Origin of the sequence: Streptomyces sp. NPDC021012, from assembly GCF_044333355.1 — a bacterium.
Taxonomy (GTDB): Bacteria; Actinomycetota; Actinomycetes; order Streptomycetales; family Streptomycetaceae; genus Streptomyces.
In genome coordinates this window covers 201334-216837 of record NZ_JBIRQU010000002.1, presented here as the reverse complement: position 1 = coordinate 216837, position 15504 = coordinate 201334, and the positions used below count along the sequence as shown (strand labels likewise).

Annotated in this window: 12 protein-coding genes; 6 read left to right on the top strand and 6 right to left on the bottom strand. The window is 71.3% G+C overall.

Annotation, left to right across the window (positions count from 1 at the left end):
• Nucleotides 1–4: 4 nt before the first annotated feature.
• Together ACH4TP_RS06295 and ACH4TP_RS06290 are read right to left on the bottom strand one after the other, a co-directional pair.
• Complete coding sequence (locus ACH4TP_RS06295; protein WP_398436062.1) at nt 5–1285, bottom strand: glycoside hydrolase family 6 protein; 1281 nt, start codon at nt 1283–1285, stop codon at nt 5–7.
• Between the two features lie 107 nt (nt 1286–1392).
• A complete protein-coding gene (locus ACH4TP_RS06290; RefSeq protein WP_398436060.1) occupies nt 1393–2358 on the bottom strand; it encodes a glycoside hydrolase family 6 protein in 966 nt (321 codons plus the stop codon).
• Between the two features lie 291 nt (nt 2359–2649).
• On the opposite strand from ACH4TP_RS06290, the gene ACH4TP_RS06285 reads away from it, so the two are divergent.
• The 5 genes from ACH4TP_RS06285 (at nt 2650) to ACH4TP_RS06265 (ending at nt 8776) form a co-directional block, all read left to right on the top strand.
• On the top strand, nt 2650–3663 hold the full coding sequence (locus ACH4TP_RS06285) for a LacI family DNA-binding transcriptional regulator (protein ID WP_398436058.1): 1014 nt from the start codon (nt 2650–2652) through the stop codon (nt 3661–3663).
• A gap of 247 nt (nt 3664–3910) precedes the next feature.
• Nucleotides 3911–5236, top strand: coding sequence for an extracellular solute-binding protein (locus tag ACH4TP_RS06280; RefSeq protein ID WP_398180020.1), 1326 nt, complete (start codon nt 3911–3913; stop codon nt 5234–5236).
• Nucleotides 5237–5357: 121 nt separating this feature from the next.
• Nucleotides 5358–6362: a carbohydrate ABC transporter permease gene (locus ACH4TP_RS06275; RefSeq protein WP_398436056.1), complete on the top strand. Its 1005-nt coding sequence runs from the start codon at nt 5358–5360 to the stop codon at nt 6360–6362.
• 13 nt (nt 6363–6375) lie between these two features.
• Entirely contained in the window at nt 6376–7284 is a 909-nt protein-coding gene (locus tag ACH4TP_RS06270; RefSeq protein ID WP_398436054.1) for a carbohydrate ABC transporter permease, read from the top strand.
• Between the two features lie 52 nt (nt 7285–7336).
• Entirely contained in the window at nt 7337–8776 is a 1440-nt protein-coding gene (locus ACH4TP_RS06265) for a GH1 family beta-glucosidase (RefSeq protein WP_398180029.1), read from the top strand.
• A 48-nt stretch (nt 8777–8824) separates the two neighbouring features.
• Here the strand turns inward: ACH4TP_RS06265 and ACH4TP_RS06260 are convergent, their stop codons facing one another.
• From ACH4TP_RS06260 to ACH4TP_RS06245, 4 genes are read right to left on the bottom strand one after another with little or no spacing between them, the layout of a single operon-like run.
• Nucleotides 8825–11215: a beta-glucosidase gene (locus ACH4TP_RS06260; RefSeq protein ID WP_398436052.1), complete on the bottom strand. Its 2391-nt coding sequence runs from the start codon at nt 11213–11215 to the stop codon at nt 8825–8827.
• Nucleotides 11212–12030 carry a carbohydrate ABC transporter permease gene (locus tag ACH4TP_RS06255; RefSeq protein WP_389234313.1) on the bottom strand — a complete coding sequence of 273 codons (819 nt, stop codon included), beginning with the start codon at nt 12028–12030 and terminating at the stop codon, nt 11212–11214. The genes ACH4TP_RS06260 and ACH4TP_RS06255 overlap by 4 nt, the downstream gene beginning before the upstream one ends.
• Nucleotides 12030–12977 carry a carbohydrate ABC transporter permease gene (locus ACH4TP_RS06250; protein ID WP_398436050.1) on the bottom strand — a complete coding sequence of 316 codons (948 nt, stop codon included), beginning with the start codon at nt 12975–12977 and terminating at the stop codon, nt 12030–12032. The genes ACH4TP_RS06255 and ACH4TP_RS06250 overlap by 1 nt, the downstream gene beginning before the upstream one ends.
• A gap of 29 nt (nt 12978–13006) precedes the next feature.
• The gene (locus ACH4TP_RS06245; protein ID WP_398180041.1) at nt 13007–14311 is read right to left on the bottom strand and encodes an ABC transporter substrate-binding protein; all 1305 of its coding nucleotides are present in this window, start codon (nt 14309–14311) and stop codon (nt 13007–13009) included.
• A 151-nt stretch (nt 14312–14462) separates the two neighbouring features.
• Between ACH4TP_RS06245 and ACH4TP_RS06240 the strand changes: the two genes are divergently transcribed.
• Nucleotides 14463–15497: a LacI family DNA-binding transcriptional regulator gene (locus ACH4TP_RS06240; protein ID WP_398180044.1), complete on the top strand. Its 1035-nt coding sequence runs from the start codon at nt 14463–14465 to the stop codon at nt 15495–15497.
• The last annotated feature ends 7 nt before the right edge of the window (nt 15498–15504 follow it).

The following is a 15504-nucleotide window of genomic DNA, read 5'->3' as shown; positions in this document are numbered from 1 at the left end:
AACGTCAGCGGTTGAACGTCAACCGCGGCGCCGCGTTGCGGGCGAGCGAGTGGGCCTGCTCCGGCCACCAGGTGCCGGCGGGCGGGTCGACGATGCCGTACTCGGGATCGATCGTGCCGCCGGTGTTGCGGGTGCAGCTGCCGTCGGACTCGCCGGGGATCTTGATCCACAGGTAGGCGTCGACGAGCGGGACGCCGGTGTCGGCGGTGGGGCGCGGACCGAGGCCTCGGCCGGGCGCGTTGCACCAGATCTCCGGGTCCCCGCTGTACTTGCCGGGCTCCGGGGCCCAGGCCCCCAGACCGTTGCGGCTGGTGTCGATGACGAAGTGGTGCAGAGCGTCGGCGGACGGGGTGCCCGCGTTCCGGTCGAACCAGGCGTCGGTCCAGCGCCAGGTGGAGGGATCGGCGGAGTCGACGGCGTTGCCGGGGGTGCCGTCGTTGGGCGCGGCGGAGGAGTAGTACTGCGTGGCGCACCAGTCGGTGTGGCCGCGCGCCGCCTCGGGGCCCTCGGTGGCGTACCACATGCACTTCGCTATCCAGGTGCCGTACCTGGCGTTGTGCTCGGTGGGGTGGGTGTTGGACACGTTCAGGGAGAAGCCGTCGCCGTACTCGACGCCGGCGTCGAGGAGCCGCCGGGCCATGTCGCCGACGGGCCGCCACAGGACGTTGCCCGCGTCCAGGTAGACCGCGCTCCGGGTCTTGGACTTGAGAGTCCTGACCGCGTAAGCGAGATCGGCGACGCGGGCCGCCGTGAGTTCGCCGGTCGGGTCCACGGTCGGCCCGCAGTCCCGGGGGAGGAGGGCCAGGCCGTCGGGCTCGACCACCACGACCGCCTTGCCGTCGCCGATGCCGGCGGCGAAGGCGTCGATCCACTGCCGGTAGGCGGCGGAGGAGGCGGCCCCGCCGCTGGAGTACTGGGAGCAGTCCCGGCCCGGCACGTTGTAGGCGACCAGGACGGGGGTCCGGTTCACCGCGCGGGCCTCGCGGACGAGACCCTTGACCTTGAGCCGTACCTGGTCGGGCGTGCCCTCGGTGAACCACTCGGCCTGCGGCCAGCTGGCGAGCCTGGCCATGTTCACGGCGTTCGCGAAGTCGCCGTTCCCGAGGTCGGCGAGCGCCTGCTTGGCGGCCTTGCTGTGCGGGTCCACGTAGAACCTCGTGGTGGGGGCGATCCCGCCGCCGGCGGGGGCGGCCTGCGCCTGCCCCTGCGTCGCGGTGAGGGCGGCACAGGCCACGAGCGCCGCGAGGGCTGCGGTCGCGCGGCGCCGCAGGCTGAATGGCTTCATGATGCTCCTGGTCGAAAGGACGGTCGAAAGGACGGGGGACGGGCGGGTGGGTGGTGCCTGTGGCCCGGTCGCGGGGCGGGGAGGTACCGGGCCACAGGAGTCCGAGCTCAGTAGCCGTAGATCATCTTGTAGGCGACCTCGGGGAGGAACTGTCCGGCCGTGGATCCCGTTCCGACGCCGCAGTTGCCGTCGGACTCGCCCGGGGCCTTGATCCACAGCAGCATCTCGGCTCCGCCTCCCAGCTGGGTGGGGGTGCCGATGCGGCGGCCCGCCGCGTTGCACCACTCGCCGTTGGCGCCGTTGCCGTTCCGGCTGGTGTCGACGACGAACGGCTTGGTGTAGCCGTAGCGGGCGGCCAGTTCGCCGTTGACGGAGTTGCCGTACGCGGTGTTCTGCGCGGTGGTGTAGTAGTTGGAGATGTTGAGGGAGAAGCCGTGGGCCCGCTGGAGGCCGGCTTCGTGGAGGCGCTGGGCCATCGTCGCCGGACTCACCCAGCCGGGGTTGCCGGCGTCGAGGTAGACCCAGGTGTTGGGCGCCTGGCGGTTGAACTCGGTGACGGCCCCGCTGATCATGCCCTGGCGTTCGCTGATCTGCGTCTGGTTCATGCAGCCGTAGTCCGCGAGGGAGTCCGGTTCGAGGACGACGACGGCCGGACGGCCCGCGATCCCGCCGGCGAACTGCGCGATCCAGCTCGCGTACGCGGACGGGGAGGAGGCGCCGCCTCCGGACTGCCCGCCGCAGTAGTCGCGGTGGTAGATGTTGTACGCGACGAGGACCGGCAGCTTGTCCGCGTAGTCCGCCGCCCCCACGTACGAGCCGGTGGCGGTGCCGATGGTGCCGCTCCAGGAGCCGAACCAGTGGGCCATGGGGGTGTTCGCGAGGGACGCGTTGATCGCGGACGCCCGGCCGTCACCGGGGTTGGCGGCGACCCACTGCTTCGCGCTGGAGTTGGGGTCCACATAGAACCCGCTGGTCATGCCGGTCGGATCCGCCGCGTGGGCGGACGGCGCGACGGCGAGCGCCAACGGCAGTGCGGAAAGGGCTGCCACGAGGGTGCGGATTCGGCGGCGCATGGCTGTACCTCGGTTTCCTGACGGCGGACGCGCCGCCCGCTCTCGTCCGGAGCGGGCGGCGCACGGGGACCTCGGACCTGTGGAGTGATTGGAAGCGCTCCCACTGGAAGCGGTCCCAGTACACACTCCGTACGCTTGGGGTTGTGGCCGGTATCGTGTGATGCCCTGTTCAGCCTGTCAAGTGGTCCCGTTTAACTTGCACTTCACATGGCGGAAAGAAAGCTTTACAGTCCTGGAACTGGAAGCGCTCCCAGACTTCCGTGCGTTCAGCCCGTGACAGGAAGGCAGCTCATGGCCGAAGGTGTGCCACGCCGTCAGTCGACGCTCGACGAGGTGGCCGAACTGGCCGGCGTCTCGCGGTCGGTGGCCTCGCGGGTGCTCAACAACGCCCCGCACGTCAGCCGCGCCAAACGCGAGGCCGTCGAACGGGCCGTCCACCGGCTCGGCTACGTACCGAACCCGACCGCACGCGCGCTGGCGACCCGTCAGACCGGTGCGGCCGCCCTGGTCGTCTCGGGGGAGGATCCGTCGATCTTCGCGGATCCGTTCTTCGCCCAGGTGATCGTGGGGGCCTCGGCCGCCCTGGAGGACGCCGACCTGCACCTGATGCTGTGCCTGGCCGCCTCCGAACGGGGGCGCAGGCGGGTGGAGCAGCTCCTGCGGTCCAAGGGGGCCGACGGCGTGATGCTGATGGCGCTGCGCGAGGACGATCCACTGGCCCGCATGGCCCAGGAGGCGGAGATGCCCGTCGTGTTCGGCGGGCGCCCGGTCGGTTTAGACCCCCGATGGTACGTGGACGTCGACAACGTCGGCGGAGCGCGCGCGGCGACCGAGCACCTGATCTCCGCCGGCCGGACCCGCGTGGCCACGATCTGCGGACGCCTGGACACCGAGGTCGGGCGCGCCCGGTACCGCGGATACCAGGACGCCATGCTGGCGGCGGGCCTCGAACCGTACCCGCCGGAAGCCGGCGACTTCACCGAGTGCAGCGGGGCCGACGCCATGGCCGCCCTGCTGGTGAACCGCCCTGATGTGGACGGGGTGTTCGCCGCCAGCGACAACATGGCCGTCGGCGCGCTGCGCGCGCTGCGCGAGGCCGGCCGGCCGGTGCCCGGTGACATCGCCGTGGTCGGTTTCGACGACCTGGCCGTGGCCCGGATGGCCGACCCGCCGCTGACCACGGTGCACCAACCCATAGAGGGTCTCGGACGGGAGATGGCGCGCATGCTCGTCGCGCTCATCAACGGACAGGACCCCACCCCGCTGATCCTGCCCACGCGCCTGGTCACCCGCGCCAGCGCCTGACGGGCACCACCGCGAGAAGCGCCCGGCCGCCCCCTGATCACCGGCCTTGACAGGCCGCCGAAGGGGCGGCAGGGTTCCGGTCGCCACCTTTTGGGAGCGCTCCCAGTCCGGGAGGAAGCCCGCGGAGCGCGTTCTCCCCGGGCCTGCGAAGGCCGCCCCCGCACCCCCCCCCGCGCCGACCGCCGTCGAGGCGAGGCCGTGCCGCACCCCTCCCCCCTCACCCCCCTCAACGCATCGAGGAGATGCCATGTCCCGCTCGTCCGTGCCGCGTGTCCGCATCCGCTCCACCGTCCTCCGCCCCGCCGTCCTCCTCTCGGCGGCCACGGCCCTGACGCTCGCCCTCACCGGCTGCTCGTCCTCCGGCGGCGACTCCGTCTCCGCCGACGGGAACATCACCCTGACCGTCGGCACCTTCGGGACCTTCGGGTACAAGGAGGCCGGTCTGTACGACGCGTACATGAAGCAGCACCCCGGGATCACCATCAAGGAGAACCCGACGACCGTCGAGGGCAACTACTGGACCGCCCTGCAGACCCGGCTCTCCGGCGGCGGCCTCGACGACGTCCAGGCCCTCGAAGTCGGCCGCATAGCCCTGGCCACCTCCGAGGAACTCGCCGGCGCCTTCGCCGACCTGTCCGACGCCCCCGGCGTCGACAAGAAGGACTACCTGCCCTGGAAGTGGGAGCAGGCCACCACCGCCGACGGCAGGACGATCGGCCTCGGCACCGACGTGGGCCCGATGGCCATCTGCTACCGCCAGGACCTGTTCAAGGCCGCGGGCCTGCCCTCCGACCCCGCCTCGGTCGGCAAGCTGTGGGCGGGCGACTGGGCGAAGTACGTCGAGGCGGGCAAGCGGTACCAGGCCAAGGCGCCCAAGGGCACCTTCTTCATGGACAGCGCCAGCGGACTGTTCAACGCCGTCGTCTCCAGCAGCCCCGTCCAGTACTACAAGGACGGCAAGCTCGCCTACAAGGACTCGGCCGGCGTCAGGACCGCCTGGGACCTGGCCGTCAAGGCCGTCCAGGGCAGGACCACCCAGGGCCTGAAGATGTTCGACACCCCCTGGCAGACCGCCTTCTCCAAGTCCACCTTCGCCACCACCGTCTGCCCCTCCTGGCAGCAGGCCAACATCCAGCAGTTCTCCGGCCCCGCCAACAAGGGCAAGTGGAACATCGCCCAGCCCCCGGCCGCCGGCAACTGGGGCGGCTCCTTCCTGGCCGTGCCCGCCTCCGGCAAGCACGTCGACGAGGCCAAGAAGCTCGTGGCCTGGCTCACCGCACCCGAGCAGCAGGCGAAGGTCTTCCGGAAGGTCGGCAACATCCCCGCCAACCAGGCCGCCTACGGCCTGCCCGGCGTCGTCGACTACAAGAACGCCTACATCGGCCCCGACGCCGCCACCGGCCAGATCTTCTCCACCGCCGCCAAGGCCATCCGGCCCGCCGAGACCGGACCGCACGCCCAGGACCTGACCGGCGCGTTCGGCACCGGCGTCCAGCTCATGGAGCAGAACGGCAAGAGCCCGGAAGAGGCCTGGAACTCCACCGTCCGCCAGATCGACAGCACCGTCCAGTAACCCTTCCCACCCCTCCCCGGCCGTCGCTCGCGGAGGAGAAGAGGCGGCCGGTCACCGGGGGGCCGGCCGCCCCTTCCCCCGTACCGACGCGACCGGCCGTGACCACCGAAGGAACCCGCCCGTGGCCTCCACGACCGCATCCAGCCGCACCGGCCCCGCAGACCGCCAGGACACCCAGCCGCCCCCGGCCCGCCCCGCCGGACCCTCGGCCTGGCGCAGCCGCCTGCACCGCTGGGACACCAAAGGCACGCCGTACGCCCTCGTCGCGCCCTTCTTCCTCGTCTTCGCCGCCTTCGGTCTCTTCCCGCTGCTCTACACCGGCTGGCTCTCCTTCCACCGGGTGAGCCTGTACAACGTGGACCGCGCCGAATGGATCGGCCTCGGCAACTACACGGACCTGTTCACCGGCCAGGTCAGCCACTACTTCTGGAACGCGCTCCTCAACACCTTCACCCTCGGCGTCCTGTCCACCGTCCCCCAGCTCCTCATGGCACTGGGCCTCGCCCACCTGCTCAACTACCGGCTCCGCGCCCGCGGGTTCCTGCGCACGGCGCTCCTCGCCCCGTACGCGACGTCCGTCGCCGCCGCCACCCTCGTCTTCGCCCTGATCTTCAGCCCCGAGGGCGGCATGGCCAACTGGTTCCTCGGACTGTTCGGCGCCGGGCCCGTGCACTGGGAGGCCGGCCGCTGGAGTTCGCAGTTCGCGATCTCCGTCATCGTCACCTGGCGCTGGACCGGCTACAACGCCCTCATCTACCTCGCCGCCATGCAGGCCGTACCGCGAGAGCTGTACGAGGCCGCAGCCCTGGACGGCGCCAACCGCTGGCAGCAGTTCGTGCACGTCACGATCCCCGCCCTGCGCCCCACGATCCTCTTCACGGTCGTCGTCTCGACCATCGGCGCCACCCAGCTCTTCGGCGAGCCCTACCTGTTCGGCGGCCAGAGCGGTCACCAGGGCGGCACCGACCACCAGTACGAGACCCTCGGGATCCTCATGTACGACCAGGGATTCCACTCCAGCATGCTCGGGCGCGCCAGCGCGGTCGCCTGGACCATGTTCGGCCTGCTGCTGCTCATCGGGCTCGTCAACGCGCTGATCACCCGCCGCCTGCGCGCCTCCCAGTGACGTGGAGTACGACATGACCACCACCGCATCCGTCCCCGACCGCCGTCACCACGCACCGGCGGGGCCGTCCGCCCGAGCCGGCCGGGCCGGTGGCCAGCACCGGGCCGGGCGACTCGCCCACATCGTCCTCGGACTCGCGGCCCTGGCCTCGCTGTTCCCGCTGTACTGGACGCTGGTCGCCGCCTCCACCGACAGCCACGCCGTCGTCTCCAGCCCGCCGCCGATGGTGCCCGGCGGCAACCTCTTCGACAACCTCGGCTACGTGTGGCACAACGCCGGCGGGCGCGGCATGGGCGTCGCCCTGCTCAACTCCACGCTCGTCGCCGGGGCCGTGACCACCAGCACGGTGACCTTCTCCGTCCTCGCGGGCTTCGCCTTCGCCAAACTCCGCTTCCGGGGGAAGAAGGTCCTGCTCGGCCTGGTCCTGTCCACCCTCGCCGTGCCCGCGCAGCTCAGCGTCGTACCGCTGTTCATCCTCACCAAGAACCTGGGGCTGGGCAACCACCTCGGGGCGCTGATCCTGCCCGTCCTGGTCACCGCCTTCGGCGTCTTCTTCATGCGCCAGTTCCTCTCGCAGGCACTGCCCACCGAACTCCTGGAAGCCGCCCGCGTCGACGGCGCCAACTCCCTGCGCGTCATCTGGCACGTCGTCTTCCCCGTCGCCCGCCCGGCGATGGCGGTCCTGGGCATGCTCACCTTCGTCCAGTCGTGGAACGACTTCCTCTGGCCGATCATCGTCATGAACGGCTCCACCAACCCCACCGTCCAGGTCGCCCTCGCCGGCCTCGGCACCGGCTGGTCCACCGACTGGTCCGTCATCACCGCCGGAGCGCTCATGGGCACCCTGCCCCTGCTCCTGGTCTTCGCCCTCTTCGGCCGTCACATCGTCGGCGGCATCACCCAGGGCGCCATCAAGGGCTGACCCGCTTCCCCCTCCTCATCTCCGACCGCCTCCGCCCAAGGGAGACTCCGCCATGCCCGCAACCCCCGTCACCGCCCCCGCCGCCGTGGAGCGACTGCACTTCCCGCCCGGCTTCCTGTGGGGCGCGGCCACCGCCGCGTACCAGATCGAGGGCGCGGTGGCCGAGGACGGCCGCACCCCCTCCATCTGGGACACCTTCTCCCACACCCCCGGCAAGGTCGCGAACGGCGACACCGGCGACCTCGCCTGCGACCACTACCACCGCTACCGGACCGACGTCACCCTGATGTCCCACCTCGGCATCCAGGCCTACCGCTTCTCCCTGTCCTGGCCCCGCGTCCAGCCCGGCGGCCGGGGCCCCGCCAACCCCGCCGGCCTCGACTTCTACCGCCGGCTCGTCGACGAACTCCTCGACGCCGGCATCCAGCCGGTGGCCACCCTCTACCACTGGGACCTCCCCCAGGCGCTCGAAGACGAGGGCGGCTGGACCGTACGCGAGACCGCCGAGCGCTTCGGCGAGTACGCCGCGCTGGCGGCCGAGGCCCTCGGCGACCGGGTCGCGCTGTGGACGACCCTCAACGAGCCCTGGTGCTCGGCCTTCCTCGGCTACGGCTCCGGCGTCCACGCCCCCGGCCGCACCGACCCCGCCCACGCCCTGCGCGCCGCCCACCACCTCAACCTCGGCCACGGCCGCGCCACCGCCGCCCTGCGCGCGGCACTGCCCGCCCACGGCCAGGTCGCGGTCTCCCTCAACCTGCACCAGGTCCGCCCGCTCACCACGGATCCCGCCGACCTCGACGCGGCCCGCCGCATCGACGCCGTCGGCAACCGGATCTTCACCGGACCGATGCTCTCCGGCGGCTACCCGGCCGACCTCCTCGCCGACACCGCCCACGTCGTCGACTGGAACACCCTCGTCAGGCCGGGGGACGAGGCCGCCATCGGCGCTCCCGTCGACCTCCTCGGCATCAACTACTACACCCCCGCCGTCGTCTCCGCCCCCGCCCCCGGAGCCGCGGCGGTCGCCCACGCCCACGGCGCGAGCGACCACTCCCCGTGGCCCGGCTCCGAGGACGTCAACTTCCACCTCCCGCCCGGCGACACCACCGACATGGGCTGGGCCATCGACCCCACCGGCCTCTACGACCTCCTCATGGCCACCTCCCGCGCCCACCCCGGCCTCCCCCTGGCGGTCACCGAGAACGGCGCCGCCTTCCCCGACATCCCCACGGCGGACGGCCAGATCCACGACCACGACCGGATCGACTACCTCCACCGCCACCTCGCCGCCGTCCACCGGGCCCTCGCGGACGGTGCCGACGTACGCGGCTACTTCCTCTGGTCCCTCCTCGACAACTTCGAGTGGGCGTACGGCTACGAGAAGCGCTTCGGAGCCGTCCACGTCGACTACGCGACCCAACTGCGCACCCCGAAGCGCAGCGCCCGCTGGTACGCCAGGACCATCGGCGCGAACTCGGTCCCGGGCCTCTGAGAGGCCTCGAAGGTTTCACCGGTGCCGGCGCGGCGCGGGCCTTCCGGTTCAGCCGGAGGCCTGCGGGAGGACCTTGAAGTCGGCATGCAGACGCCGGCGGTGGTCCACCTGCCGCACCGGGCCGGTGAGACGCACCCGGGCGGTCAGCCGCGGGTCCGTGCTGGAGGCGCTGAGCCGCAGCTCCAGCTCGCCGGGCTCCACGACGCGCGTCCCCGTCCGGCCGGTGAAGGACGCGAGGTCCGCGGGGACGACCGCGTGGACCCGCTTCCTCTCGCCGGGGGCCAGGTCGACGCGTACGTATCCGATGAGTCTCCGCACGGGCTGGACCACGGAGGCCACCGGGTCGTGCAGATACAGCTGGACGAGTTCGGTGCCGGGGCGGTCGCCGGTGTTCGCGACGGTGAGGGCGAGTCGTACGGCTCCGTCCGTGGGCACCTCGGTGGCCTCGACGGCCAGGTCGCTCCATGCGAAGGCGGTGTAGGTGAGGCCGTGTCCGAAGCCGAAGGCCGGCGTCGGGTCGATGCTGGAGACCTCGCTGCGGTGGCCGAGCCGGGCGGCCAGGTACGTGGACGGCTGGGCGCCCGGGTGGCGGGGCACACTGACCGGCAGCCGGCCGCTCGGGTCGGTCCGCCCGCTGAGGACCGAGGCGATGGCCGCGGTCCCGGCCTCGCCGGGGAAGAAGGCCTGCAGGATCGCGGCGGACTCGTCGGCCGCGCGGCCGAGCGCGTAGGGCCGGCCGGCCAGCAGGGTCGTCACGACCGGTGTCCCCGTGTCGAGGAGCGCGTCGAGGAGCTGCTGCTGCGCCCCGGGGAGGACGAGGGACTCGGCGTCGCAACCCTCGCCGCTGGTGCCCCGCCCGAAGAGCCCGGCGCGGTCACCGAGGGCCGCCACGACGACGTCGGCGCGGCGGGCGAGCGCCAGGGCCTCGGCGAAGCCCTCGGTCCCGGCGTCGTCGATGCCCGTTCCCCGCGCCATGAGGATCTCGGCGCCGGGGAACTCCGCCACGAGGGCCTCGTACAGGGTGGGCAGGTCGATGCCCGGGGGGACGTCGGGGTGCTGTCCGCCGACGTGGACGGGGAAGGAGTAGCAGCCCAGGACTGCCGTGGGGGCCTCGGAGTTGGGGCCGATCAGGGCGATCCGGCGCGGGGTCCGGGGGTCGAGCGGCAGCGTGCCGTCGTTGCGGAGCAGGACGACGGCCCGTTCGGCGATGCGGCCCGCCAGCTCGCGGTTGGCGGCCGGGTCCAGGTCGAGCGTGCCCCGCAGGCGGTCGGGGCCCGCCGTGGTGTCGGCGCCGCGCAGGGCCGGGGGGACCGGGCTCCAGTCGGGGTCGAGCAGCCCGAGACGGACCTTCTGCAGCAGGACCCGCCGGACCGCGCGGTCCACCAGCTCTTCGGGGACGTGTCCCTGCCGGACCGCGTCCAGGAGCGGGGCGCCGAAGGTCTTCACGGTGGGAAGTTCCACGTCCACGCCGGCGGCGAGGGCGGCCCCGGCCGCCTCGCCGAACGTGCCGGCGACGCCGTGCAGGGTCTTCAGGAACGCGATGCCGAAGTAGTCGGCCACGACGGTTCCGGTGAAGCCCCAGGTGTCCCGGAGGAGTCCGGTGAGCAGCCGGTCGTCGGCGGCCGAGGGAACGCCGTCGGTGTCGGTGTAGGCATGCATCACCGACCGGACGCCGCTCTCCCGGACCGCCATCTCGAACGGCGGCAGGATCACGTCGGCCAGCTCTCTGGCGCCCATGCCGACCGGGGCGAGGTTGCGGCCGGCCCGGGAGGCGGAGTAACCGGCGAAGTGCTTGAGCGTGGCCACGATGCCGGCGGACTCGAGGCCCTGGACATAGGCGGTGGCGATCGTCCCGACGAGGTACGGGTCCTCGCCGATGGTCTCCTCGACGCGCCCCCAGCGGGCGTCGCGGACGACGTCGAGAACGGGGGCGAGTCCCTGGTGCACACCGACCGCGCGCATGTCGCGGCCGATGGCGGCGGCCATCTCCCGTACGAGCGCGGGGTCGAAGGTCGCTCCCCAGGAGAGCGGGACGGGATGGGCGGTGGCGCCCCAGGCCGCGAAGCCCGCGAGGCACTCCTCGTGGGCGACGGCCGGGATGCCGAAGCGGTTCGCGGCGGCGATCCGCGCCTGTGTCCGCATCAGGGAGAGGGCACCGAGCGCGGGGTCGACGGGGACGGTCCCGAAGGGCCGGGTGAGCTGGCCGAGACCGTCGGGCAGCAGCTCGTCGAGGTCGACCGGCTCCTCCATGTCGTGCTGGTGCGGGGCGACTTCGGCGCCCTCGTCGGAGGCGCCGACCCACACGCCGTACAGCTGGGCGGTCTTCTCCTCCAGGGTCATCTCACGCATCAGCGCGTCGACTCGGGCTTCCGCGCTCAGCGCGGGGTCGCGCCAGGCGGGGTACGGGGCTTGGGTCTTGGCGGCCACGGTGTCGGTCACTTTCCTCCGACCCCCATCAGACCCTGGACCAGGGCGCGACGGGCGAACAGATAGACGAGCAGGATGGGGAGCATGGACAGGACGACGGCCGCGAGGAGGCCGGGAATGTCGACGCCGTGTTCCGTCTGGAAGTCGTAGAGGCCCATGGTGATGACCTTGTTCTCCGAGGACTGGGTGAGCACGAGCGGGAACAGGAAGCCGTTCCAGGCCTGGAGCGAGGAGAACACGACGATGGTGGAGAGACCGCTCTTCGACAGGGGCAGCACGAGCCGGCGGAAGATCGTCCAGGGGGAGGCCCCGTCGACGGTCATGGCCTCGTACAGCTCGGGCGTGATGTCCCGCATGACGCCGGTGAGGATCAGGGCGCAGACGGGCATGGCGAAGGCGGCGGTCGGCAGGATGACGCCGAGCAGGTTGTCGTAGAGACCGGCCTCGTTGATCAGGTAGAACATCGGGACGATCACGGCCTGGGACGGGATGGCGAGGCCGAGGAGGAAGAGCCGGAAGACCCGGCCGGTGGCCTTGCCGTCGTTGCGCACGATGGCGTACGCGAGCGGCGGTACGAGGAGCAGGACGAGGCCGACGACCGCGGCCGTGACGACGACCGTGTTGAGGAAGTACTGCGCGAAGCCGCTGTCGAGGTCGTTGACGTAGTTGTCGAGGGTGAAGCGCTCGGGGAGGGCGAGGGGGCCGTTCGCCGCGTAGTCCGCACGGGACTGGAAGGTGGCGACCAGCATGGCGTACAGCGGCAGGCCGACCACGAACAGCCAGATCAGCGAGCCGAAACCGGCGAGGACGTTGGGACGGGTCTTCATCACACGCCCTCCATGGTGCTGCGCATCCTGTCGTAGCCGGTCAGGCGCACCATGACCAGGGAGACGAGGGTGGCGACGAGGACGAGGAGCAGCGCGATCGCGGAGGCGGAGCCGAAGTCGAAGCTCTTGAAGGCCTTCTGGTACATGTAGTAGGCGCTGTTGGTGGTGTCGGTGCCCGGACCGCCCTGGGTGAGGATCAGGATGGTGTCGAAGGTCGTGAGCCCGCCGACCACCATCAGGATCATCGAGGTCACGACGGTGTTGCGCAGCTGCGGCAGCGTGATGTGGAAGAACTGGCGGACCGTGCCGGCGCCGTCGATCCGGGCGGCCTCGTAGAGGACCGCGGGGACGGCCCGCGCGGCGCCCTGGTAGATCAGCGTGTGCAGGGGTGTGAACTGCCAGGTGCTGACGAAGACGAGGACGCCGAGGGCACCGGTCTGCGTGCCGAAGAGGTTGCCGTCGCCGAAGAGCCACTTCGCCTGTGAGGGGACCCCGAAGTTGGGGTCGAGCACCGCGCGCCACAGGACGGAGACGGCGGTGATGGACAGCAGGAGCGGGACGAAGTAGATCGCGGAGAGCACGGCGCGGTTGCGCTGCCGGCCGGCGGCCCAGACGCCGAGCAGGATGCTGATCGGCGTCTGGACGACGACGCCGAGGGCGGTGAGGAGCAGGCTCAGCCAGAGGCTCTTCACCATCACCGGGTCGTCGAGCAGCCGGCTCCAGTTGTCCAGGCCGGCGAACTCCGGGGAGCCGAGGCCGTTCCAGCGGGTGAAGGACAGGACGACGACCAGGACGAGTGGGACGAGGGCGAAGAGACCGAAGAAGACGGCGGCGGGTGCCGCCCAGGCGAAGCCCGGGCGGCCCACACCGGTCGCGGAGCGGCTGGACCGCCCGCGCCGGACGCTCTTCTCGGTGCCGTCCGCGGTGGGGACTGCGACAGTGGTCATGTCAGGCGTTCCGGAGGTCGGGCCGCGCATCAGGCCGCGGGCAGGCTCTGCATGGCGGCGATGAAGGCGTCGGGGCCGGTCTGGCCGTTGAAGAACTGCTGGACGGCCTGGTGGATGGTGGTGGTGGCCGCCGGGGGATAGGCCTGGTCCCAGGAGAGCTGGAAGTGGGGGGCCTTCTTCACCAGGTCGTACTGGTACGTCGAGTAGGCGGGGCTGGCGGAGCCGGCCAGGAACTCGGGGGTGTTGGTGGTGGTGGGCAGGTTGCCGATGCCCAGCTGGCCCTTGACGAACCCGTCCGAGTACATGAGCTTCAGGAACTCGGCCACGGCCTCGGGGTGTTCGGTGTTCTTCAGGACCGAGTAGTAGTTGTTGGTGTTGCCGGCGAGGTTGCCCGGGGCGCCCTTGCCGCCCTCGACGGTCGGGAAGGTGCCGTAGCCGAGGTCGCTCTTCACGAAGTCCGGATAGGCGTCCTGGAGCGTGGAGTACTCCCAGGAGCCCATGAGCTCGAAGGCGGCCTTGCCGGTGGCGAGGAGGGCGGGGGAGCCGCCGTCGGTGAACTTGACCGAGTCGTAGTTGGTGCCGAACGCGCCGGCGTCGATCAGCTCCTTGAGCAGGCCGAGGGCCTTCTTGCTGTCGGCGCTCGCCCAGACGCTCTTGTCCCCGTTCACCGCCTTCTGGAAGAGCTCGGGTCCGGCCACCCGGTCGTAGACGTACTGGAACCACATCTGGGTGGGCCACTTGTCGCCGCCGCCGAGGGCGACGGGGGTGACGCCCTTGGCCTTGAGGGTCTTGACCGCGGCCAGGAGCTCCTCCCAGGTGCGCGGTGCGGTGACGCCGGCGTCCGCCAGGACCTTCTTGTTGCTGAACAGCAGGACGGGCTGGGTGCCGCGCATGGGTACGCCGTACGGCTTGCCGCCGACGACCGCGGTGTCGAAGACCGACGGCAGGAAGTTGGACTTGAGGCCGGGGTCCTTGGCGATGAAGTCGTCGAGCGGCATGAGGAGGCCCGCGTCGACGAAGGGCTTGATGCTGCCGCCGCCCCAGTTGAAGAACACGTCCGGCGCCTGCTTGCCGCTGATGATCGTCTGCAGCTTGGACTGGTAGTCGGCGCCGGGGATGGTGTCGAGGACCGCCTTGACCTTCGACGTCTTGTTGAACGTGTCGACGAGCTGCTTCTCCACCTTGTTGGTGGCATCGCCGTACACCAGGACGTGGATCTCGTCCGAGCCGCCGGCGGAAGCCCCCGAGCCGCCGCAGGCCGCCAGGGAGAGGGCCATGGCCAGCGACGCCCCACCGACGACAGCGGTTCTGAGGAGCCTTGTGTGCAGCTTCATCGCCCCACCTTTCGAAAGAGTTTCGATCCTGACTTCGAAACTTCCTGGCGTCGGACGCTAGGGTGGGCGTGGCGAACCGGTCAACCCCCCGGTGTGGAGTTATCAAAGCGTGACTATGTCGCTGCGTGGAGTGGTGCTTTATGCTGCTCAGATGCGAGATGGCGAGGAGAGCCGGCGAATCACGCTGGCGGAGGTGGCCCAGCAGGCCGGGGTCTCACTGTCGACAGTTTCGAAAGTCCTCAACGGCCGGCAGGACGTCTCGCCCGCCACGCGCGTCAAGGTGGAGCGGCTCCTCGAAGAGCACGCGTACCGCCGCACCACTCGCGTCGCCAGGGAGGCGCCTCTCGTCGAACTCGTCTTCCACGAGCTCGACAGCGCCTGGTCGATGGAGCTGATCCGCGGAGTGGAGAACCTCGCCAAGGCCCACCAGGCGAGCGTCGTGCTCACCGAGAGCGGCACCCGCCACGCCCCCGCGCCGGACTGGATCGAAGGAGTGCTGCAGCGCCGGCCGATCGGCGTGGTCCTGGTGTTCTCCTCCCTCCCCGACGCCGTCAAGCGGCAGCTCGACGCGCGGTCGATCCCCTTCGTGATCGTCGACCCGGCGGGCGACCCCGAACCCGACGTGCCCTCCGTCGGCTCCGCGAACTGGTCCGGCGGCGTCGCCGCGACCCGCCACCTCGTCGACCTCGGCCACCGCCGCATCGGCATCATCACCGGCCCCGAGGACATGCTGTGCTCCCTGGCCCGGCTCGACGGCTACCGGTCCGCCCTGAGCATGGCCGGCCTGGACCACGACGCCGCCCTCGTCCGGTTCGGCGACTTCCACGTCGAGGGCGGGTACGAGCGGGCCATGGAGCTGCTGCGGGCGCCGGAACGGCCCACCGCCATCTTCGCCGGGAGCGACATGCAGGCGCTCGGCGTCATGGAGGCGGCCCGGGTGTGCGGGCTGCGGGTCCCCGAGGACCTGTCCGTCGTCGGCTACGACGACGTGATGATCGCGCGATGGTCGAGCCCGCCCCTCACCACGGTCCACCAGCCGCTGCGGGAGATGGGCGAGGAAGCCGTCCAGATGCTGCTCCGCCTCCGCGCCGGGGAGCCCTCGGTGACGCGCATGGAACTCGCGACCAGCCTCGTCGTCAGGAAGAGCACCGCCCCGCCGCCGGCGCGGAAGCGCTCCCCCAGGTGAGACGGAC

Coding starts and splice junctions, on each gene's coding strand:
- ACH4TP_RS06255 (WP_389234313.1), bottom strand. CDS start 12,030: ATGAAGACCCGTCCCAACGTCCTCGCCGGTTTCGGCTCGCTGATCTGG.
- ACH4TP_RS06245 (WP_398180041.1), bottom strand. CDS start 14,311: ATGAAGCTGCACACAAGGCTCCTCAGAACCGCTGTCGTCGGTGGGGCG.
- ACH4TP_RS06280 (WP_398180020.1), top strand. CDS start 3,911: ATGTCCCGCTCGTCCGTGCCGCGTGTCCGCATCCGCTCCACCGTCCTC.
- ACH4TP_RS06270 (WP_398436054.1), top strand. CDS start 6,376: ATGACCACCACCGCATCCGTCCCCGACCGCCGTCACCACGCACCGGCG.
- ACH4TP_RS06250 (WP_398436050.1), bottom strand. CDS start 12,977: ATGACCACTGTCGCAGTCCCCACCGCGGACGGCACCGAGAAGAGCGTC.
- ACH4TP_RS06285 (WP_398436058.1), top strand. CDS start 2,650: ATGGCCGAAGGTGTGCCACGCCGTCAGTCGACGCTCGACGAGGTGGCC.
- ACH4TP_RS06265 (WP_398180029.1), top strand. CDS start 7,337: ATGCCCGCAACCCCCGTCACCGCCCCCGCCGCCGTGGAGCGACTGCAC.
- ACH4TP_RS06295 (WP_398436062.1), bottom strand. CDS start 1,285: ATGAAGCCATTCAGCCTGCGGCGCCGCGCGACCGCAGCCCTCGCGGCG.
- ACH4TP_RS06290 (WP_398436060.1), bottom strand. CDS start 2,358: ATGCGCCGCCGAATCCGCACCCTCGTGGCAGCCCTTTCCGCACTGCCG.
- ACH4TP_RS06240 (WP_398180044.1), top strand. CDS start 14,463: ATGCGAGATGGCGAGGAGAGCCGGCGAATCACGCTGGCGGAGGTGGCC.